The following is a 19,660-nucleotide window of genomic DNA, read 5'->3' as shown; positions in this document are numbered from 1 at the left end:
GAGTAAACAATGGCAATTGTTAAATGTAAACCTACATCTCCGGGTCGTCGCCACGTTGTTAAAGTGGTTAACCCTGAGCTGCACAAGGGTAAACCTTATGCCCCGCTGCTTGAGAAATTAAGCAAAAGCGGTGGTCGTAACAACAATGGCCGTATCACCACCCGTCATATCGGTGGTGGCCACAAGCAGCATTATCGTCTGGTTGACTTCAAACGCAACAAAGATGGTATCCCTGCAGTGGTTGAGCGTCTGGAATACGATCCGAACCGTTCCGCGAACATCGCGCTGGTTCTGTACAAAGACGGCGAACGCCGTTACATCCTGGCGCCAAAAGGCCTGAAAGCTGGTGACCAGATCCAATCTGGCGTTGATGCTGCAATCAAGACAGGTAACACCCTGCCTATGCGCAACATCCCAGTTGGTTCAACGGTTCATAACGTAGAGATGAAACCAGGTAAAGGCGGCCAGATGGCTCGTTCTGCTGGTGCATACGTTCAGATCGTTGCTCGTGACGGTTCCTACGTTACTCTGCGTCTGCGCTCCGGCGAAATGCGCAAGGTTCAAGCTGATTGCCGCGCCACCTTAGGTGAAGTCGGTAACGCTGAACACATGCTGCGTGTGCTGGGTAAAGCAGGTGCAAGTCGTTGGCGTGGTATTCGCCCTACCGTTCGCGGTACTGCGATGAACCCGGTAGATCACCCACACGGTGGTGGTGAAGGTCGTAACTTTGGTAAGCACCCGGTAACCCCGTGGGGCGTTCAAACCAAAGGTAAGAAGACCCGTAGCAACAAGCGTACTGATAAGTTCATCGTACGTCGCCGTAGTAAAAAATAATTAGAGGATAAGCCATGCCACGTTCTCTCAAGAAAGGTCCCTTCATTGACCTGCACTTGCTGAAGAAGGTAGAGAAAGCGGTGGAAAGCGGAGACAAGAAGCCTATTCGGACTTGGTCCCGTCGTTCAACGGTCTTTCCAAATATGATCGGTTTGACCATCGCTGTCCATAATGGTCGTCAGCACGTTCCTGTCTTTGTTTCCGATGAAATGGTCGGTCACAAATTGGGTGAATTCGCGCCGACCCGTACTTATCGCGGCCATGCGGCCGATAAAAAGGCTAAAAAGCGCTAAGGTAGGAGGAAGAGATGGAAACTATCGCTAAACATCGCCACGCTCGTTCTTCTGCTCAGAAGGTTCGCTTGGTAGCGGACCTGATTCGCGGTAAGAAAGTGTCGCAAGCTCTGGAAACTCTGGCCTATACCAACAAGAAAGCTGCTGGTTTGGTTAAGAAGGTACTGGAGTCTGCCATTGCTAACGCAGAACACAACGATGGCGCTGACATCGATGATCTGAAAGTCACGAAGATCTTCGTAGACGAAGGCCCAAGCATGAAGCGCATTATGCCTCGTGCAAAAGGTCGTGCAGATCGCATCCTGAAGCGCACCAGCCACATTACTGTGGTTGTGTCCGATCGCTGAGACTCTGGAGACTAGCAATGGGTCAGAAAGTACATCCTAACGGTATTCGCCTGGGTATTGTCAAACCTTGGAACTCTACTTGGTATGCGAATACCAAAGAATTCGCTGACAACCTGGACAGCGACTTTAAAGTTCGCCAATTCCTGACTAAGGAACTGGTGAAAGCTTCCGTTTCTCGCATCGTTATCGAACGTCCAGCGAAGAGTATCCGTGTGACTATTCACACTGCTCGCCCTGGCATCGTTATCGGCAAGAAAGGTGAAGATGTCGAAAAACTGCGTAAGGTCGTAGCGGATATCGCTGGCGTTCCTGCGCAGATTAACATCGCCGAAGTCCGTAAACCGGAACTGGACGCAAAATTGGTTGCTGACAGCATCACTTCACAGCTGGAACGTCGCGTTATGTTCCGTCGTGCTATGAAGCGTGCTGTACAGAACGCAATGCGTCTTGGCGCTAAAGGTATCAAAGTTGAAGTAAGCGGCCGCCTTGGCGGTGCTGAAATCGCGCGTACCGAATGGTACCGTGAAGGTCGTGTTCCGTTGCATACTCTGCGTGCGGATATCGATTACAACACATCTGAAGCGCACACCACTTATGGTGTAATCGGCGTTAAGGTATGGATCTTCAAAGGTGAGATCTTGGGTGGTATGGCTGCTGTTGAACAACCGGAACCGGCTGCTCAACCTAAAAAGCAGCAGCGTAAAGGCCGCAAGTAAGGAGAATCGCTGATGTTACAACCAAAGCGTACAAAATTCCGTAAGATGCACAAAGGCCGTAACCGTGGCCTGGCGCAGGGTACGGATGTTAGCTTCGGTGAGTTCGGCCTGAAAGCTTGTGGCCGTTGCCGCCTGACGGCTCGTCAAATCGAAGCAGCCCGTCGTGCGATGACACGTGCAATTAAGCGTCAAGGTAAGGTCTGGATCCGTGTATTCCCGGACAAACCGATCACTGAGAAGCCGCTCGAAGTGCGTATGGGTAAAGGTAAGGGTAACGTAGAGTATTGGGTTGCCCTGATCCAGCCAGGAAAAATGTTGTTTGAAATGGCTGGTGTGCCGGAAGAAACTGCTCGCGAAGCATTCAAGCTCGCGGCAGCAAAACTGCCTGTCGGAACCACCTTTGTAACTAAGACGGTGATGTAATGAAAGCACAAGAGCTGCGTGAAAAAAGCGTTGAAGAGCTGAACACTGAGCTGCTCAACCTGCTGCGTGAGCAATTTAATTTGCGCATGCAGGCGGCTAGTGGCCAGCTGCAACAAACTCACCTGTCGAAACAAGTGCGTCGTAATATCGCACGTGTTAAGACTTTACTGACTGAAAAGGCGGGTGCGTAATGACTGACCAAACTCGTACTCTGCAAGGTCGCGTAGTTAGTGACAAAATGGAGAAATCCATGGTTGTTGCTATCGAACGTGTGGTGAAACACCCTATTTATGGGAAATTCATCCGTCGTACGACGAAATTGCATGTACATGACGAGAACAATGAATGTGGAATCGGTGACGTGGTAGAAATCCGCGAATGCCGTCCATTGTCAAAGACTAAGTCTTGGACCCTTGTTCGCGTTGTAGAGAAAGCGATTCTGTAATAGAGTAGCCAACTCGCATAGAATAAACGGCTCAGAAAGTGAGCCGTTTATTTTTTCTACCCATAATTTGGAACCGGTGTTATAATGCCGCGCCCTCATTAGTGGGGCTTTTAAACGACCTATTCTGGGTCCTAAAGTAGTAGTTGACATTAGCGGAGCACTAACATGATCCAAGAACAGACTATGCTGAACGTGGCCGACAACTCCGGTGCACGTCGCGTAATGTGTATCAAGGTTCTAGGTGGCTCGCACCGTCGCTACGCAGGCATCGGCGACATCATCAAGATCACCATTAAGGAAGCAATTCCTCGTGGCAAGGTGAAGAAAGGCGATGTGCTGAAGGCGGTAGTGGTGCGCACCAAGAAGGGTGTACGTCGCCCGGACGGTTCTGTCATTCGCTTCGATGGCAATTCTTGCGTTATTTTAAATAATAACAGCGAGCAGCCAATCGGCACGCGTATTTTTGGGCCGGTAACTCGTGAACTGCGTAATGAGAAGTTCATGAAAATTATCTCTCTGGCACCAGAAGTACTCTAAGGAGCGAACCATGGCAGCGAAAATCCGTCGTGATGACGAAGTTATCGTGCTAACCGGGAAAGACAAAGGTAAGCGCGGTAAAGTAAAGAATGTCCTGTCTGCTGGTAAGGTCATTGTTGAAGGTATCAACCTGGTTAAAAAACATCAGAAGCCGGTTCCGGCCCTGAACCAACCAGGCGGCATTGTTGAAAAAGAAGCTGCTATTCAGGTTTCTAACATTGCGCTGTTCAACGCGACAACCGGTAAGGCTGACCGTGTAGGCTTTAGATTCGAAGACGGCAAAAAAGTACGCTTCTTCAAGTCTAATAGCGAAACTATCAAGTAATTTGGAGTAATACGATGGCGAAACTGCATGATTACTACAAAGACGAGGTGGTCAAACAACTGATGTCTCAGTTTGGCTACAACTCTGTCATGCAAGTCCCTCGGGTCGAGAAGATCACCCTGAACATGGGTGTTGGTGAAGCGATCGCTGACAAGAAACTGCTGGATAACGCAGCAGCTGACTTGACAGCAATCTCCGGTCAAAAACCGTTGATCACCAAAGCCCGCAAATCTGTTGCAGGCTTCAAAATCCGTCAGGGCTATCCGATCGGCTGTAAAGTAACCCTGCGTGGCGAACGCATGTGGGAATTCTTAGAGCGACTGATCTCCATTGCTGTTCCACGTATCCGTGACTTCCGTGGCTTGTCCGCTAAGTCATTCGATGGCCGTGGTAACTACAGCATGGGCGTGCGCGAGCAGATCATCTTCCCGGAAGTCGACTACGATAAAGTCGATCGCGTGCGTGGTTTGGATATTACCATTACCACTACTGCGAAATCCGATGATGAAGGCCGTGCATTGTTGGCTGCTTTTAACTTCCCATTCCGCAAGTAAGGTAGGGTTACTGATGGCTAAGCAATCAATGAAAGCACGCGAAGTCGTTCGCGTGAAACTAGCTAACAAATACCGCGCTAAACGCGAGGAATTAAAAGCTATTATCTCTGGTGTGAACTCATCCGATGAAGAACGTTGGGATGCTGTTCTGAAGCTGCAGTCTCTGCCGCGTGATTCCAGCCCGTCCCGTCAGCGTAACCGCTGCAACCAAACTGGTCGTCCGCATGGTTTCCTGCGGAAGTTCGGGTTGAGCCGTATTAAAGTCCGTGAAACCGCAATGCGCGGTGAAATCCCGGGCCTTAAAAAGGCTAGCTGGTAATTTCACCAATTGAATCACGGGAGTAAATACAGATGAGCATGCAAGATCCGATCGCGGATATGCTGACCCGTATCCGTAACGGTCAAGCCGCGAACAAAGTAGCGGTCACCATGCCTTCTTCCAAACTGAAACTGGCAATTGCCAAGGTTCTGAAAGAAGAAGGTTTTATTGAAGATTTTAAAATCGAAGGCGACACCAAGCCTGAACTGGTCTTAGTACTTAAGTACTTCCAGGGCAAGGCAGTGGTAGAAAGCATTCAACGTATCAGCCGTCCAGGTCTGCGCATCTATAAGAAAAAAGATGAGCTGCCAAAAGTTATGGCCGGTTTGGGTATCGCTGTTATTTCTACCTCTAAAGGTGTTATGACCGATCGTGCAGCTCGCCAGGCTGGTCTTGGTGGCGAGATTATCTGCTACGTAGCTTAATTCGGGAGGAAAGAATGTCTCGTGTTGCAAAAGCACCCGTCGTCATTCCTGCCGGCGTAGAGGTAAAACTCAACGGTCAGGTTATTTCGATAAAGGGTAAAAACGGCGAGCTGACTCGTACCATCCATAGCTCCGTTGTTGTTAAGCAAGAAGAAAATACACTGACTTTCGCTCCACGCGAAGGCGCTGTAGACGGTTGGGCCCAAGCGGGTACCACTCGTGCACTGCTGAACTCAATGGTTATTGGTGTTACCGACGGCTTCACTAAAAAGCTTCAACTGGTAGGCGTAGGTTACCGTGCCGCAGTTAAAGGCAATGTGGTGAATTTGGCCTTAGGCTTCTCTCATCCAGTTGACCATGAATTGCCGGCTGGCATCACTGCAGAGTGCCCGACCCAAACTGAAATCGTGCTGAAAGGCGCAGATAAGCAGGTGATTGGTCAGGTTGCGGCAGATTTGCGTGCCTACCGTCGTCCTGAGCCTTATAAAGGCAAGGGTGTCCGTTACGCCGACGAAGTCGTGCGTACCAAAGAGGCTAAGAAGAAGTAAGGTAACACTATGGATAAGAAAGCAGCTCGTATCCGTCGTGCGACCCGCGCACGCCGCAAGCTCAAAGAACTGGGTGCGACTCGCCTGGTGGTACATCGTACCCCACGCCATATTTACGCGCAGGTTATTGCACCAAACGGTTCTGAAATTTTGGTAGCAGCTTCTACTTTAGAAAAAGCTATCAATGAGCAATTGAAGTACTCCGGCAACAAAGATGCCGCAGCAGCTGTAGGCAAATCTATTGCTGAGCGCGCATTGGAAAAAGGGATTACTAAAGTATCCTTTGACCGTTCCGGTTTCCAATATCATGGTCGAGTCCAGGCACTGGCAGATGCTGCCCGTGAAGCTGGCCTTCAGTTCTAAGGTAGAGGTGTAAGATGTCACACATCGAAAAACAAGCTGGCGAACTGCAGGAAAAGCTGATCGCGGTAAACCGCGTATCTAAAACCGTAAAAGGTGGCCGTATTTTCAGCTTTACCGCACTGACAGTAGTTGGTGATGGTAACGGTCGCGTTGGTTTTGGCTACGGCAAAGCACGCGAAGTTCCAGCAGCGATCCAAAAAGCGATGGAAAAAGCCCGTCGCGCTATGATTAACGTTGCTCTGGATGGCGGCACTCTGCAGCACCCTGTTAAAGGTGCTCATACGGGTTCTCGCGTATTCATGCAACCAGCTTCCGAAGGTACCGGTATCATCGCCGGTGGTGCAATGCGCGCCGTTCTGGAAGTTGCAGGGGTTCATAACGTATTGGCCAAAGCCTATGGTTCCACTAACCCGATCAACGTGGTTCGTGCAACTATTTCAGCTCTGGAAGATATGAAATCCCCAGAAATGGTCGCTGCCAAGCGTGGTAAGTCCGTCGAAGAAATTCTAGGGAAATAACCATGGCAAAGACTATTAAAGTAACTCAAACAAAAAGCAGCATCGGTCGTTTGCCAAAGCATAAGGCAACTCTACTCGGTTTAGGTCTGCGTCGTATTGGTCATACTGTAGAGCGTGAGGATACTCCTGCTGTGCGTGGTATGGTCAACTTGGTTTCCTACATGGTTAAAGTTGAGGAGTAACAGATGCGTTTAAATACTCTGTCTCCGGCTGATGGTGCCAAGCATGCGCCTAAGCGTGTAGGTCGTGGTATCGGTTCTGGCCTGGGTAAAACCGCTGGTCGTGGTCACAAAGGTCAGAACTCACGTTCTGGCGGTGGCGTACGTCGTGGGTTTGAAGGTGGTCAGATGCCGTTATATCGTCGTCTGCCGAAATTCGGCTTCACCTCTCGCAAAGCAATGATCACGGCAGAAGTTCGTCTGTCTGAACTGGCTTTAGTGGAAGGCGACGTAATCGACCTGAACACGCTGAAAGCCGCTAACGTTGTTGGTACCCAGATTGAATTCGCGAAAGTTATGCTTTCAGGCGAAGTCACTCGTCCGGTAACTCTGCGTGGTCTGCGTGTCACCAAAGGCGCTCGTGCTGCTATCGAAGCTGCTGGCGGTAAAATTGAGGAATAAGTAGCAGATGGCTAAGCAACCAGGATTAGATTTTCAAAGTGCTAAAGGCGGATTAGGCGAACTGAAGCGCAGACTTTTGTTTGTTATCGGTGCGCTTATTGTTTTCCGTATCGGCTCTTTTATTCCGATTCCTGGTATCGATGCCACTGTGCTTGCCAAATTGCTCGAGCAGCAGAGAGGCACCATCATTGAAATGTTCAACATGTTCTCTGGTGGTGCTCTCAGTCGTGCTTCGATCTTTGCCCTGGGTATTATGCCGTATATTTCGGCGTCAATTATTATCCAGCTGCTGACGGTGGTTCATCCAGCGTTAGCTGAAATAAAGAAAGAAGGGGAGGCTGGCCGTCGTAAGATTAGCCAGTACACCCGTTATGGCACGTTGGTATTGGCTATATTCCAGTCGATCGGTATTGCTACCGGTCTGCCGAATATGCCTGGGATGCAAGGTCTGGTATTAAATCCAGGCTTTGCCTTCTATTTTACCGCTGTTGTGAGCCTGGTTACCGGGACTATGTTCCTGATGTGGCTGGGTGAACAGATTACTGAACGCGGTATCGGTAACGGTATCTCAATCATAATCTTTGCTGGTATTGTCGCGGGTCTCCCGCCGGCAGTTGGTCATACCATCGAGCAAGCTCGGCAAGGCGACCTGCACTTCCTCCTGTTGCTGTTGGTTGCAGTATTAGTGTTTGCAGTAACCTTCTTCGTTGTTTTCATTGAACGTGGTCAACGTCGTATCGTCGTTAACTATGCGAAACGTCAACAGGGTCGTCGTGTTTATGCAGCACAGAGCACACACTTACCGTTGAAAGTGAATATGGCTGGGGTTATTCCCGCAATCTTCGCTTCCAGCATAATTCTGTTCCCTGCCACGATTGCATCATGGTTTGGGGGCGGGACAGGTTGGAACTGGCTGACGACTATTTCGATGTATTTGCAGCCGGGACAGCCGCTTTATGTGTTACTCTATGCGTCTGCAATCATCTTCTTCTGTTTCTTCTACACGGCGTTGGTGTTTAACCCGCGTGAAACAGCAGATAACCTGAAGAAGTCCGGTGCATTCGTGCCAGGAATTCGTCCGGGAGAGCAAACGGCGAAGTACATCGATAAAGTAATGACGCGTCTGACCTTAATTGGTGCGATGTATATTACTTTCATCTGCCTGATCCCGGAGTTCATGCGTGACGCGATGAAAGTACCATTTTACTTTGGTGGTACCTCACTACTAATCGTAGTTGTGGTCATCATGGACTTTATGGCTCAAGTGCAAACTCTAATGATGTCGAGTCAGTACGAGTCTGCATTGAAGAAAGCAAATCTGAAAGGCTATAATCGCTAATCAGATATGTTTGAGAAGTTACGGAGAGTAAAAATGAAAGTTCGTGCTTCCGTCAAGAAATTATGTCGTAACTGCAAAATTGTTAAGCGTAACGGTGTCGTTCGCGTAATCTGCAGTGCCGAACCAAAGCATAAACAGCGTCAAGGCTGATTTATCTTGCATATTTTTCTTGCAAAGTTGGGTTGAGCTGGCTAGATTAGCCAGCCAATCTTTTGTATGTGACAGCAATGCTATTTGAGTATCCTGAAAACGGGCTTTTCAGAATGGTATTGCCGTATAAAATAGTAGGAGTGCATAGTGGCCCGTATAGCAGGCATTAACATTCCTGATCAGAAACATACTGTTATCGCTTTAACCGCGATCTACGGTATCGGTAAGACCCGTTCACAGGCTATCTGTGTCGCTGCGGGTATTGCTGAAAATGTTAAGATCAGTGAGCTGTCTGAAGAGCAAATCGAGAAGCTGCGTGACGAAGTTGCCAAGTACGTTGTAGAAGGTGATCTGCGTCGTGAGGTGACCCTGAGCATCAAGCGTCTGATGGACCTTGGGACTTATCGTGGTTTGCGTCATCGTCGTGGTCTACCAGTTCGCGGTCAGCGTACTAAGACCAACGCACGTACCCGTAAGGGTCCGCGTAAACCGATCAAGAAATAATCGGGGTGATTGAATAATGGCAAAGGCACCTATTCGTGCACGCAAGCGTGTAAGAAAGACAGTCTCTGACGGTGTGGCTCATATCCATGCTTCTTTCAACAACACCATCGTTACCATTACTGATCGTCAGGGTAACGCTTTGGGTTGGGCAACAGCCGGTGGTTCCGGTTTCCGTGGTTCTCGTAAATCTACTCCGTTTGCAGCGCAAGTTGCAGCAGAGCGCTGCGCAGAAGCAGTGAAAGAATACGGTATTAAGAACCTGGAAGTTATGGTTAAAGGACCTGGTCCTGGTCGTGAGTCAACTATTCGCGCGTTAAACGCGGCTGGTTTCCGCATCACTAATATTACTGATGTGACTCCGATTCCTCATAACGGTTGTCGTCCGCCGAAAAAGCGCCGCGTATAACGTTGCTTTTAGGTTTGTTGGAGAGAGAAAATGGCAAGATATTTGGGTCCTAAGCTCAAGCTGAGCCGTCGTGAGGGCACAGACCTGTTCCTTAAGTCTGGCGTTCGCGCGATTGACACCAAGTGTAAGATTGAACAACCACCTGGTCAGCATGGTGCGCGTAAACCGCGTCTGTCTGATTACGGTGTGCAGTTACGTGAAAAACAAAAAGTTCGCCGTATCTATGGTGTTCTGGAGCGTCAATTCCGTAACTACTATAAAGAAGCAGCACGTCTGAAAGGCAACACAGGTGCAAACCTGTTGCAATTGCTGGAAGGCCGTCTGGACAACGTAGTTTACCGTATGGGCTTTGGCGCAACTCGTGCTGAATCACGTCAGCTGGTTAGTCATAAAGCTATCATGGTAAATGGTCGCGTTGTTAACATCGCTTCTTATCAGGTATCTCCGAATGACGTAGTCAGCATCCGTGAGAAAGCTAAAAAGCAGTCTCGTGTGAAGGCAGCTTTGGAGCTGGCTGAGCAGCGTGAAAAGCCGACTTGGCTGGAAGTTGATGCTGTTAAGATGGAAGGTGTGTTCAAACGTATTCCTGAACGTACTGATCTGTCTGCGGACATTAACGAACACCTGATCGTCGAGCTTTACTCCAAGTAAAGCTTAGTACCAAAGAGAGGACACAATGCAGGGTTCTGTGACAGAGTTTCTAAAACCGCGCCTGGTAGATATCGAGCAAGTCAGTTCGACGCACGCCAAGGTGACCCTTGAGCCGTTAGAGCGTGGCTTTGGCCATACTCTCGGCAACGCACTGCGCCGTATTCTGCTTTCATCTATGCCGGGTTGCGCGGTGACCGAGGTTGAGATTGATGGTGTACTGCATGAGTACAGCACCAAAGAAGGCGTACAGGAAGATATCCTGGAGATCCTGCTCAACCTGAAAGGGCTGGCGGTGAGAGTTCAAGGAAAAGATGAAGTTATTCTTACCCTGAATAAGTCTGGCATTGGCCCTGTGACTGCAGCCGATATCACCCATGATGGTGATGTCGAAATCGTCAAGCCGCAACACGTGATCTGCCACCTGACCGATGAAAACGCATCTATTAGCATGCGTATCAAAGTTCAGCGCGGTCGTGGTTATGTGCCGGCTTCTGCCCGAATTCATTCGGAAGAAGATGAGCGCCCAATTGGTCGTCTGTTAGTAGACGCATGCTATAGCCCTGTAGAGCGTATTGCCTACAATGTTGAAGCAGCGCGTGTAGAACAGCGTACCGACTTGGACAAGCTGGTCATCGAGATGGAAACCAATGGTACGATCGATCCTGAAGAGGCGATCCGCCGTGCGGCCACTATCTTGGCTGAACAACTTGAAGCTTTCGTTGACCTACGTGATGTACGTCAGCCGGAAGTCAAAGAAGAGAAGCCAGAGTTCGATCCGATCTTGCTGCGCCCTGTTGACGATCTGGAATTGACTGTCCGCTCTGCTAACTGCCTCAAGGCAGAAGCTATCCACTACATCGGTGATCTGGTACAGCGTACCGAGGTTGAGTTGCTGAAAACGCCGAACCTGGGTAAAAAATCTCTTACTGAGATTAAAGACGTGCTTGCGTCACGTGGTCTGTCTCTGGGCATGCGCCTGGAAAACTGGCCGCCAGCAAGTATTGCTGACGAGTAACCGGATCACAGGTTAAGGTTTTACTGAGAAGGATAAGGTCATGCGCCATCGTAAGAGTGGTCGTCAACTGAACCGTAACAGCAGCCATCGCCAGGCTATGTTCCGTAACATGGCCGGCTCTTTGGTTCGTCATGAGATCATCAAGACGACCCTGCCGAAAGCGAAAGAGCTGCGTCGCGTTGTTGAGCCGCTGATTACTCTTGCCAAGACCGACAGCGTTGCTAATCGTCGTCTGGCATTCGCCCGTACTCGTGATAACGAGATCGTGGCAAAACTGTTTAACGAGCTAGGCCCGCGTTTCGCGAGCCGCGCCGGTGGTTACACTCGCATTCTTAAGTGTGGCTTCCGTGCAGGCGACAACGCTCCGATGGCTTACATCGAGCTGGTTGATCGTGCTGCGTCTGAAGCAGAAGTAGTAGCTGCAGAGTAATCTGTGAACGCGTAAAAAAACCGGGCTTGCCCGGTTTTTTTACGTCTATTGACAGCCCTGCCCAAAATAAGACCGTCTTAGCCGTTCTTCGTGATTATTTCCCTCGCTTATTATCTGCATCCTAATGCGTTATGCTATGTATATCGGTTAAAGCTGGGAACTACGTGTATGTCATTAATTGATGAATGGGCTGAAAGGCACATAATGGATGCGCAAAAAAAGGTGAACTTGAAAATTTGCCCGGTTTTGGTGTGCCCCTGGAACTTGATGATGATACTCATATTCCTACTGAGCTTAGGGTCAGTTATCGAATTCTGAAGAATGCTGGCTATATTCCCGTCGAGTTACAAGATCGGCAAGAAGCACTGACTATTATTCATCTACTCGCGCAATTAGATCACAATGAAGCGGAGTATCAGAAATTATCGAAGCGGCTGGGTTTACTCGAACTGAAGTTGAAACAAGCGGGATTGAATACCGATTTTTTGCACGGTGATTATCAGCTGCCATTATCCGAAAAACTGTCTGGAGAATCAGGATGTTGAAAATAGGTCAATTGGCCAAGCTGGCCGATGTCACACCTGATACGGTGCGATATTATGAAAAACAGGGAATGATGGAACATGGCATTCGTACTGAAGGCGGTTATCGCTTATATAATGAACAGGATTTACAGCGTTTACGCTTTATCCGATATGCCAAACAGTTAGGTTTTACTCTGGAGACGATCGCGGAACTATTATCGATCCGAGTCGATCCTGAGCATCATACATGTCAGGAATCCAAATCGATCGTCGATTCCAGACTCAGTGAAGTTGAGGGGAAAATTAAAGAATTGCAGAAAATGCGGGAATCTCTCAAACGTTTAAGCGATGCCTGTTGCGGTAGCCACCATACCAGCACTTACTGTTCGATCTTAGAAGCGCTGGAGCAAGGCGCTACGGACGAAACCTCGCGAAACTAAATTTGTTTGCCTAGTTATTTCATTACTGGACGAACAGCAGTATGATTCGAACGTTTTTCAAACAATGTTTATTACAATGAGGATCTACCATGACTACTTACCGTCACACTAAAGGCAAAATTAAAGATAATGCTCTGGAAGCATTGTTACATGACCCACTGTTCAGGCAGCGAATAGAGAAAAATAGTAAAGGGAAAGGCAGCTATCAGCGTAAAACAAAACACGCGAAAGGCGGTAACTGGGAGGCCAGTGGCAAACAATCAGCAGATTCTTTACCACTGGCCTTCTGGTTTTAAGGAATAAAAAAAGCCATCTTACGATGGCTTTTGACGTACTGAAATCGTGATTATTTAGTTTGTTGTTCTTTTAATAAATCACGAATCTCGGCTAATAACTTTTCTTCCGTAGTTGGTGCCGGTGGTACCGCTGGTTCTTCTGCTTTTTCGCGACGCATTTTATTCATCAGCTTAATTGCAGAGAAGATTGCCAGTGCAACGATAACGAAATCAAAAATGCTTTGAATAAATGAACCATAATTCATGACAACTGCAGGAATCGCACCTTGGGCTTCACGTAGTACGAAATGGAATTGTTTGAAGTCCACGCCGCCTAATAACAGTCCTAGAGGTGGCATGATAATATCTGCGACCAGCGAGGAAACAATCTTCCCGAAAGCGGCACCGATAATAACACCGACCGCCAAATCAACCACATTCCCACGCATGGCAAATTCACGAAATTCTTTCATAAAGCTCATAGCAACACCCCTTCAAAATTAAACGAAACAATCTTAACTAACAGAAATCCCTGTACCTCAAGAATTATAGGAAATTTTTCATCCTTTCCCATGGGAATAGTTTTAATTAATTCACTCGTCCCTGAAATTAAGATTATAGCCTTATAAGAAGAATGGGCTTGGTTGGAACAAGCGTTCAACGTCAGGAACGAATTTTTTATCGGTAATAAACATTACAACGTGGTCACCTTGTTGAATAACCGAGCTGCTATTAGCGATAAGCACTTCATCTCCACGTACAATAGCGCCAATCGTAGTACCCGGCGGTAATTTAATATCTTCAACCACTCGTCCTACTACTTTAGATGTACTTTCATCACCATGAGCGACAGCTTCGATAGCTTCTGCTACGCCGCGTCGCAGTGAAGACACGCTAACAATATCTGCTTTGCGCACATGGCCGAGCAGTGCGGAAATCGTGGCTTGCTGTGGTGAAATGGCAATATCAATTACACTGCCTTGCACTAAATCTACATAAGCACTGCGTTGAATGAGCACCATGGCTTTTTTGGCCCCCATACGTTTGGCTAGCATGGCAGACATAATATTAGCTTCGTCATCATTGGTGATGGCAATAAATACATCGACTTGCTCAATGTGTTCTTCGGCTAATAATTCCTGATCTGAGGCATCACCGTAAAATACGATAGTGTCGTGTAGCATCTCCGCTAATTCAGCCGCTCGCTGCTGGTCACGTTCAATTAATTTTACGCTGTAGTCTTTTTCTAATCGTAATGCCAATCCGGCGCCGACGTTACCACCGCCAACAATCATAATTCGCTTATAGGGTTTTTCCAGTCGCTGTAATTCACTCATTACTGCGCGAATGTGCTGGGAGGCGGCGACAAAAAAGACTTCATCACCGGCTTCGATAATAGTTGAACCCTGTGGACGAATAGGTCGGTCTTGACGAAATATAGCCGCGACTCGCGTATCAATATGCGGCATATGTTCGCGTAGTGAAGATAAGGCATTGCCCACCAGAGGACCGCCGTAATAAGCTTTTACTGCGGCAATACTGACCTTACCTTCGGCAAAATTAACTACCTGAAGTGCGCCAGGATATTCAATCAGCTTATATATATAATCGATTACTAACTGTTCCGGCGATATAAGATGATCAATTGGGACAGCTTCCGGTAGGAAAAGCTTCTCAGATTCACGGATATATTCAGGAGAGCGAATACGAGCGATACGGTTAGGTGTATTAAATAATGAGTAGGCGATCTGACAGGCGATCATGTTGGTTTCATCGGAGTTAGTGACAGCAACCAGCATATCTGCATCTTCTGCGCCGGCTTCTCTCAGCACCCGTGGGTGCGAACCGTGACCTTGTACTACGCGCAGATCGAACTTGTCCTGTAATTGACGAAGCCGATTGGTATTGGTATCCACAACGGTAATATCGTTGTTTTCACCGACCAAATTTTCTGCCAGCGTCCCGCCAACCTGTCCCGCACCGAGAATAATTATTTTCATCGCGTTCTCTGTTTACCCTGAAAGTAGGCCCGAAGGCCTAACAATAACCGCTACTCTGAGGTTTGATTAGCTTTTAATTAGCTTAGCGTAAAAGAAGCCATCACCGTCTTCCGGGTGAGGAAGGTTTTGTTTACCGGGATGAGCCGCTGAGCCTGTTTCTACTAAACGCGCTTCCGGATGGCGCTGCAAGAATGCGGCGATCTGCTGTTGGTTTTCTTCCGGCAAAATTGAGCAGGTTGCGTAAACCATCACGCCATCTTTCTTCAGCTTAGGCCAAATAGCCTCAAGAATTTCTGACTGCAATTGGGCAAGATCGGCAATATCGCTGTCACGGCGCAGCCATTTGATATCTGGATGACGACGAATCACGCCGGTGGCAGAGCAAGGCGCATCCAAAAGGATACGATCGAATAGCTTATCTTCGCACCAGTCATCAGGTGTACGACCATCACCGACCTTAACCACCGCATTCAGTTGCAGGCGTTGCAGATTTTCTTTTACGCGGCTAAGACGTTGTTCATCAATATCTACCGCCAATACGTGCGCTTTGGGAGCGGCTTCGAGAATATGGGTGGTTTTACCGCCGGGTGCAGCGCATAAATCGAGGATCTGTTCGCCGTTCTGCGGATCGAGCAGATCAACGCAGCCTTGAGCTGAGGCGTCTTGCACCGTCACCCAACCCTGAGCAAAACCAGGCAGATCGTTTACCGCACATGGAGTGATCAAACGAACGGCATCGGCGTATTCAGCGTGAGGTTCCGCTTCAATACCCGCTTGTTGCATCAATTCCAGATAATCTGCTCGGCTATGGTGTAAGCGACTAACGCGCAGCCACATCGGCGGTTTTTGATTGTTGGCATCGATGATTTGCTGCCATTGCTCCGGGTAGGCTTTTTTAATTCGAGCCAGTAACCAGCTTGGATGCAAATAGCGGCTGTCATGATTGGCTGCGCGTTCCAACAACTCTACCTGCTGGCGTTGGAATTGGCGCAATACGCCATTAATCAAACCTTTAAGCTGTGGTCGCTTTAGGGCTACGGCGCCTTCTACCGTTTCAGCCAAAGCCGCATGAGGTGGGATCCGGGTGTACAGCAATTGATAAATGCCCACCATGATCAGGTAATGAAAGACCCGCTGTTTACCCGTCATCGGACGTGCCATTAGCTGCTGAATACACCATTCCAGCTGCGGCAGCACGCGTAAAGTCCCAAAACACAACTCCTGCAACAGCGCGCGGTCTTTATCGGAGATATTTTTCTGGAGACCAGGAAGGACGGTGCTGAGAGATTGCCCTTGATCCAGTACCTGGCTAATTGCTTTGGCAGCGATGCTGCGGAGGTTATATGTGTTTTTCATAGCCAAAAAAGCTGACAAATGTCAGCAAAATAAAGGGAAAGAATAGCCCGATAGTGAAGTATCGGGCGATGAAGTCGTTGTTAAAATTCGTCGGTTATGCCAACTGATTACCGACGGTAAACCATTCGCGTCGCGAATTGAGCAAATCTGCCGCCGACATCGGTTTCTTCCCTGCTGGCTGCAACTGAGTAATATTCAGCACGCCGTCAGCCGTCGCCACCTGAATACCCTGTTTATCCGCCTGTACTATGGTGCCGGGTAAAGTATTAGATGCCGCGGGTAGAACATGAGCTTGCCAAACTTTTATCGGCTGTTCGTCGATGACAAAATAGCTAACCGGCCAGGGATTAAAGGCGCGAATGCAGCGTTCTAGCTGAGCAGCAGAAAGTGACCAGTTCAGTCTGGCTTCCTCTTTGCTCAGTTTTTCCGCATAAGTCACCAGACTTTCATCCTGTACTTCCGGTTTGGCTTTACCTTCCGCTAACAGTTGTAGCGTGGCCAGCATACCCTGTGGCCCAAGTTCAGCGAGTTTGTCGTATAGGCTCGCGCTGGTATCTTCCGGCTGTATATCGCAGGCAATTTTATACAGCATATCGCCGGTATCTAACCCGACGTCCATTTGCATAATAGTGACACCGGTTTCTTTGTCCCCAGCCCAGAGTGAACGCTGGATTGGCGCAGCTCCACGCCAACGGGGCAGCAGAGAACCGTGTACGTTAATACAACCTAAACGTGGCATATCCAACACCGCTTTTGGCAGGATGAGGCCATAAGCCACCACGACCATGATATCGGCGTTAAGATCGGCTACCAGATGCTGATTTTCTTCTGGCCGCAGAGATTTTGGCTGAAAAACAGGAATATCGTGTTGCTCAGCTAAAACCTTTACCGGGCTTGGAGTGAGTTTGTTACCTCGGCCAGCAGGGCGATCGGGTTGAGTGAAAACCCCGATAATCTGGTGCTTGGAAGAAAGTAGCGCGTCAAGATGACGCGCTGCAAAATCAGGCGTTCCGGCAAAAATAATCCGCAATGAATCAGACACGTTTGGTTTCCTGCATAAAAAAGGATTAGTTAGCGCGCGCGTTGAGCTTAGCCAGTTTTTCCAGCTTTTGGCGGATACGCTGACGCTTCAGAGGCGACAGATAGTCCACGAACAGTTTGCCAACCAAATGATCCATTTCGTGCTGGATACAGATCGCTAACAGATCGTCTGCTTCCAGTTCAAAAGGTTTCCCATCACGGTCCAAGGCTCTGACTTTGACTTTTTCTGCGCGAGGAACCAGGGCGCGTTGCTCAGGAATAGAGAGGCAGCCTTCTTCAATACCGGTTTCACCGCTTTTTTCCAGCAGCTCAGGGTTGATTAAGACCAGGCGCTGATCGCGGTTTTCAGAAACATCGATAACGATAATCTGCTGATGGACATCTACTTGCGTAGCGGCAAGCCCAATGCCTTCCTCTGCGTACATGGTATCGAACATATCGTCCACGATGCGTTGGATTTCTGCATTGACTTCTTTTACCGGCGCAGCAACTTTGCGCAGCCGGTCGTCTGGGTAATGTAACACCTGTAATACTGACATAAATATCTAGATCTGCGTCCGATTGGTGAATGATATTCAGTCTCTATTCTAGACATTTTTGGCTCCGATTGACAGCATCGACTACCAATTGAACAAATTGGTGTTGACAGACAAATCCGCCAGGGAGGGGGAATGTTAGCAACGGAGCTATGGCTAAGGATCAATGGAGTTCAGGGGCTTGATACCAGCAAAAGTCGCTTACTAGGGATTGGGTTGCTAAAACTCAGTGATATCAGCGCAGAAGCCCTACGGAAATCGGGGCTTTATGATAAACAAATTCAACAATTTTGGAGCCTAAACCCGCGTTATATCGAGAAGACGTTATCCTGGCTGGAACAACCTGGCCACCATTTACTGGTCTATGGTCAGCCTGGCTATCCAGCGCAGTTAATGGCGATTTTATCGCCCCCTTTGCTGTTGTTTGTTTCTGGAAATAAAGAGCTATTACTTGCATCGCAGATAGCGATGGTTGGCAGTCGGAGTTACAGCCATTACGGAGAGCGTTGGGCGCGTTATTTTGCTGCTGAACTTGCTCAAAGTGGCCTGGCGATTACTAGCGGGTTGGCGTTAGGAATTGATGGTATTTGCCATCAGGCAGTATTGGGTTGCGGTGGTAAAACTATTGCGGTTCTAGGGAGTGGGCTTGCCAATATTTATCCCAAGCGGCACGGACGATTGGCGCAAGAAATTGAGGCAAATGGCGGTGCGCTGGTTTCTGAGTTTTTATCTACGGCATTACCTATTGCCGCTCATTTCCCTCGGAGAAACCGAATTATAAGTGGGCTAAGCGCGGGGGTGATCGTCATTGAAGCAACGCGTAAAAGTGGCTCTTTGATTACGGCTCGGTATGCTTTGGAGCAAGGCCGGGAAGTTTTCTCTCTACCCGGCTCACTCGATAGCTCTGGGAGTGAAGGGACACACTGGCTGATTCAGCAAGGAGCGAACCTGGTTTGCCATCCGCGGGAGGTCATTGAGCAGCTGGGGAGTTCCTTACATTGGCTACCTTTGCCTATGGAAGAAATTATTTCTGCGCCAGAACCGCAACTTGAATTGCCATTTCCTGATGTGTTGGCTAACGTAGAATATGAGGTGACACCCATTGATGTCGTCGCCGAACGTGCCGGCCATACTGTGCCAGAAATCGTAGTGAAATTACTCGAGCTGGAGTTAGCAGGGTGGATCGCAGCTGTACCCGGCGGCTATGTCCGAATAAGGAGGGCAGGCCATGTTCGACGTTTTGATGTACCTATTTGAAACATACATGCATAACGACACCGAAATGCTCGCCGATCAGGACAAAATTACTGACGATCTAGCGGATGCGGGTTTCTATCGTGAAGACATCTATAACGCCTTGAATTGGCTGGAGGCGTTGGCTGATTTACAGGAAGGTGAAATAGCGCCTTATCAGTACAGTGCCGATCCTTTGGCGCTTCGTATCTATACTCCTGAAGAAATCATGAAGTTGGACGTCGAATGCCGTGGTTTTATCCTATTCCTCGAACAAATTAATGTGCTAAAACTCGATACCCGCGAAATGGTTATTGATCGTATTATGGCGCTCGATTCAGCCGAGTTTGATCTGGAAGATCTTAAATGGGTGGTGCTGATGGTGCTGTTCAACGTGCCTGAATATGAAAATGCCTATCAACAGATGGAAGAATTGCTCTTTGAAGTTAATGAGGGTTATCTGCACTAGGTGGTAATATCGGCGCAGATTAAT

At 48.5% G+C, this 19,660-nt stretch carries 33 protein-coding genes and 1 pseudogene; 29 read left to right on the top strand and 5 right to left on the bottom strand.

The features are described from left to right. Positions 1-9: 9 nt before the first annotated feature. The 27 genes and pseudogenes from rplB (at position 10) to PL78_RS11210 (ending at position 13,022) form a co-directional block, all read left to right on the top strand. Positions 10-834, top strand: a complete 825-nt coding sequence (gene rplB, locus PL78_RS11340; protein WP_025376653.1) for a 50S ribosomal protein L2 — start codon at positions 10-12, stop codon at positions 832-834. Between the two features lie 14 nt (positions 835-848). After that, positions 849-1,127 (top strand): 30S ribosomal protein S19, encoded by a 279-nt coding sequence (gene rpsS / locus PL78_RS11335; RefSeq protein WP_002213430.1) that lies wholly within the window; start codon positions 849-851, stop codon positions 1,125-1,127. 14 nt (positions 1,128-1,141) lie between these two features. Further along, complete coding sequence (rplV, locus tag PL78_RS11330) at positions 1,142-1,474, top strand: 50S ribosomal protein L22 (protein ID WP_004391423.1); 333 nt, start codon at positions 1,142-1,144, stop codon at positions 1,472-1,474. 17 nt (positions 1,475-1,491) lie between these two features. After that, positions 1,492-2,190, top strand: coding sequence for a 30S ribosomal protein S3 (gene rpsC / locus PL78_RS11325; protein WP_004718588.1), 699 nt, complete (start codon positions 1,492-1,494; stop codon positions 2,188-2,190). A gap of 12 nt (positions 2,191-2,202) precedes the next feature. Next, complete coding sequence (gene rplP / locus PL78_RS11320) at positions 2,203-2,613, top strand: 50S ribosomal protein L16 (RefSeq protein WP_038242806.1); 411 nt, start codon at positions 2,203-2,205, stop codon at positions 2,611-2,613. Continuing rightward, positions 2,613-2,804: a 50S ribosomal protein L29 gene (gene rpmC / locus PL78_RS11315; RefSeq protein ID WP_005159843.1), complete on the top strand. Its 192-nt coding sequence runs from the start codon at positions 2,613-2,615 to the stop codon at positions 2,802-2,804. The genes rplP and rpmC overlap by 1 nt, the downstream gene beginning before the upstream one ends. Continuing rightward, complete coding sequence (gene rpsQ / locus PL78_RS11310) at positions 2,804-3,058, top strand: 30S ribosomal protein S17 (protein WP_004718590.1); 255 nt, start codon at positions 2,804-2,806, stop codon at positions 3,056-3,058. The genes rpmC and rpsQ overlap by 1 nt, the downstream gene beginning before the upstream one ends. Before the next feature lie 165 nt (positions 3,059-3,223). Further along, positions 3,224-3,595: a 50S ribosomal protein L14 gene (rplN, locus tag PL78_RS11305; protein ID WP_049597212.1), complete on the top strand. Its 372-nt coding sequence runs from the start codon at positions 3,224-3,226 to the stop codon at positions 3,593-3,595. A gap of 10 nt (positions 3,596-3,605) precedes the next feature. Further along, positions 3,606-3,920 (top strand): 50S ribosomal protein L24, encoded by a 315-nt coding sequence (gene rplX / locus PL78_RS11300; protein WP_004709242.1) that lies wholly within the window; start codon positions 3,606-3,608, stop codon positions 3,918-3,920. 14 nt (positions 3,921-3,934) lie between these two features. After that, positions 3,935-4,474, top strand: coding sequence for a 50S ribosomal protein L5 (gene rplE / locus PL78_RS11295; protein WP_004718595.1), 540 nt, complete (start codon positions 3,935-3,937; stop codon positions 4,472-4,474). Between the two features lie 13 nt (positions 4,475-4,487). Further along, entirely contained in the window at positions 4,488-4,793 is a 306-nt protein-coding gene (rpsN, locus tag PL78_RS11290) for a 30S ribosomal protein S14 (protein WP_049597211.1), read from the top strand. 32 nt (positions 4,794-4,825) lie between these two features. Next, the gene (gene rpsH, locus PL78_RS11285; protein ID WP_049597210.1) at positions 4,826-5,218 is read left to right on the top strand and encodes a 30S ribosomal protein S8; all 393 of its coding nucleotides are present in this window, start codon (positions 4,826-4,828) and stop codon (positions 5,216-5,218) included. A 14-nt stretch (positions 5,219-5,232) separates the two neighbouring features. Continuing rightward, positions 5,233-5,766, top strand: a complete 534-nt coding sequence (rplF, locus tag PL78_RS11280; RefSeq protein ID WP_064515574.1) for a 50S ribosomal protein L6 — start codon at positions 5,233-5,235, stop codon at positions 5,764-5,766. 9 nt (positions 5,767-5,775) lie between these two features. After that, positions 5,776-6,129: a 50S ribosomal protein L18 gene (gene rplR, locus PL78_RS11275; RefSeq protein ID WP_049597208.1), complete on the top strand. Its 354-nt coding sequence runs from the start codon at positions 5,776-5,778 to the stop codon at positions 6,127-6,129. 14 nt (positions 6,130-6,143) lie between these two features. Then, positions 6,144-6,647: a 30S ribosomal protein S5 gene (gene rpsE / locus PL78_RS11270; RefSeq protein WP_049597207.1), complete on the top strand. Its 504-nt coding sequence runs from the start codon at positions 6,144-6,146 to the stop codon at positions 6,645-6,647. 2 nt (positions 6,648-6,649) lie between these two features. After that, positions 6,650-6,829, top strand: a complete 180-nt coding sequence (gene rpmD, locus PL78_RS11265; protein ID WP_012147215.1) for a 50S ribosomal protein L30 — start codon at positions 6,650-6,652, stop codon at positions 6,827-6,829. A 3-nt stretch (positions 6,830-6,832) separates the two neighbouring features. After that, entirely contained in the window at positions 6,833-7,267 is a 435-nt protein-coding gene (gene rplO / locus PL78_RS11260) for a 50S ribosomal protein L15 (protein ID WP_004718608.1), read from the top strand. Positions 7,268-7,274: 7 nt separating this feature from the next. Next, entirely contained in the window at positions 7,275-8,606 is a 1,332-nt protein-coding gene (gene secY / locus PL78_RS11255) for a preprotein translocase subunit SecY (protein ID WP_004718611.1), read from the top strand. A gap of 33 nt (positions 8,607-8,639) precedes the next feature. Continuing rightward, a complete protein-coding gene (gene rpmJ, locus PL78_RS11250; RefSeq protein ID WP_002227352.1) occupies positions 8,640-8,756 on the top strand; it encodes a 50S ribosomal protein L36 in 117 nt (38 codons plus the stop codon). A gap of 147 nt (positions 8,757-8,903) precedes the next feature. After that, positions 8,904-9,260, top strand: a complete 357-nt coding sequence (gene rpsM, locus PL78_RS11245; protein ID WP_004702348.1) for a 30S ribosomal protein S13 — start codon at positions 8,904-8,906, stop codon at positions 9,258-9,260. Between the two features lie 16 nt (positions 9,261-9,276). Next, positions 9,277-9,666: a 30S ribosomal protein S11 gene (gene rpsK, locus PL78_RS11240; protein ID WP_002218948.1), complete on the top strand. Its 390-nt coding sequence runs from the start codon at positions 9,277-9,279 to the stop codon at positions 9,664-9,666. Positions 9,667-9,696: 30 nt separating this feature from the next. Beyond that, on the top strand, positions 9,697-10,317 hold the full coding sequence (rpsD, locus tag PL78_RS11235; protein WP_002218949.1) for a 30S ribosomal protein S4: 621 nt from the start codon (positions 9,697-9,699) through the stop codon (positions 10,315-10,317). 25 nt (positions 10,318-10,342) lie between these two features. Beyond that, positions 10,343-11,332 carry a DNA-directed RNA polymerase subunit alpha gene (locus PL78_RS11230; RefSeq protein WP_002438685.1) on the top strand — a complete coding sequence of 330 codons (990 nt, stop codon included), beginning with the start codon at positions 10,343-10,345 and terminating at the stop codon, positions 11,330-11,332. A gap of 40 nt (positions 11,333-11,372) precedes the next feature. After that, positions 11,373-11,762: a 50S ribosomal protein L17 gene (gene rplQ / locus PL78_RS11225; protein WP_064515571.1), complete on the top strand. Its 390-nt coding sequence runs from the start codon at positions 11,373-11,375 to the stop codon at positions 11,760-11,762. 168 nt (positions 11,763-11,930) lie between these two features. Then, positions 11,931-12,307: pseudogene (locus PL78_RS11220) on the top strand (DnaJ family domain-containing protein). Continuing rightward, positions 12,301-12,726, top strand: a complete 426-nt coding sequence (zntR, locus tag PL78_RS11215) for a Zn(2+)-responsive transcriptional regulator (RefSeq protein WP_064515570.1) — start codon at positions 12,301-12,303, stop codon at positions 12,724-12,726. Before PL78_RS11220 ends, zntR begins: the two are co-directional and overlap by 7 nt. Before the next feature lie 89 nt (positions 12,727-12,815). Then, positions 12,816-13,022, top strand: coding sequence for an alternative ribosome-rescue factor A (locus tag PL78_RS11210; protein ID WP_064515568.1), 207 nt, complete (start codon positions 12,816-12,818; stop codon positions 13,020-13,022). A 50-nt stretch (positions 13,023-13,072) separates the two neighbouring features. Here the strand turns inward: PL78_RS11210 and mscL are convergent, their stop codons facing one another. From mscL to def, 5 genes are all read right to left on the bottom strand, one after another. Further along, entirely contained in the window at positions 13,073-13,483 is a 411-nt protein-coding gene (gene mscL, locus PL78_RS11205) for a large-conductance mechanosensitive channel protein MscL (protein WP_064515566.1), read from the bottom strand. A 141-nt stretch (positions 13,484-13,624) separates the two neighbouring features. Beyond that, the gene (gene trkA / locus PL78_RS11200; RefSeq protein WP_064515564.1) at positions 13,625-15,001 is read right to left on the bottom strand and encodes a Trk system potassium transporter TrkA; all 1,377 of its coding nucleotides are present in this window, start codon (positions 14,999-15,001) and stop codon (positions 13,625-13,627) included. Positions 15,002-15,067: 66 nt separating this feature from the next. Continuing rightward, the gene (rsmB, locus tag PL78_RS11195) at positions 15,068-16,357 is read right to left on the bottom strand and encodes a 16S rRNA (cytosine(967)-C(5))-methyltransferase RsmB (protein ID WP_064515562.1); all 1,290 of its coding nucleotides are present in this window, start codon (positions 16,355-16,357) and stop codon (positions 15,068-15,070) included. Between the two features lie 94 nt (positions 16,358-16,451). Beyond that, positions 16,452-17,399 (bottom strand): methionyl-tRNA formyltransferase, encoded by a 948-nt coding sequence (gene fmt, locus PL78_RS11190; protein ID WP_064515560.1) that lies wholly within the window; start codon positions 17,397-17,399, stop codon positions 16,452-16,454. Positions 17,400-17,424: 25 nt separating this feature from the next. Further along, positions 17,425-17,937: a peptide deformylase gene (gene def, locus PL78_RS11185; RefSeq protein ID WP_049597199.1), complete on the bottom strand. Its 513-nt coding sequence runs from the start codon at positions 17,935-17,937 to the stop codon at positions 17,425-17,427. 132 nt (positions 17,938-18,069) lie between these two features. Between def and dprA the strand changes: the two genes are divergently transcribed. Together dprA and PL78_RS11175 are read left to right on the top strand one after the other, a co-directional pair. Beyond that, positions 18,070-19,191 (top strand): DNA-protecting protein DprA, encoded by a 1,122-nt coding sequence (dprA, locus tag PL78_RS11180; protein WP_064515558.1) that lies wholly within the window; start codon positions 18,070-18,072, stop codon positions 19,189-19,191. Beyond that, complete coding sequence (locus PL78_RS11175) at positions 19,163-19,636, top strand: DUF494 family protein (RefSeq protein ID WP_064515557.1); 474 nt, start codon at positions 19,163-19,165, stop codon at positions 19,634-19,636. Before dprA ends, PL78_RS11175 begins: the two co-directional genes overlap by 29 nt. The last annotated feature ends 24 nt before the right edge of the window (positions 19,637-19,660 follow it).

The sequence above is a fragment of the Yersinia entomophaga genome (assembly GCF_001656035.1).
Classification (GTDB): Bacteria; Pseudomonadota; Gammaproteobacteria; order Enterobacterales; family Enterobacteriaceae; genus Yersinia; species Yersinia entomophaga.
Note: the sequence above shows the minus strand (reverse complement) of the source record. Positions and strands in the feature narration are given on the sequence as shown.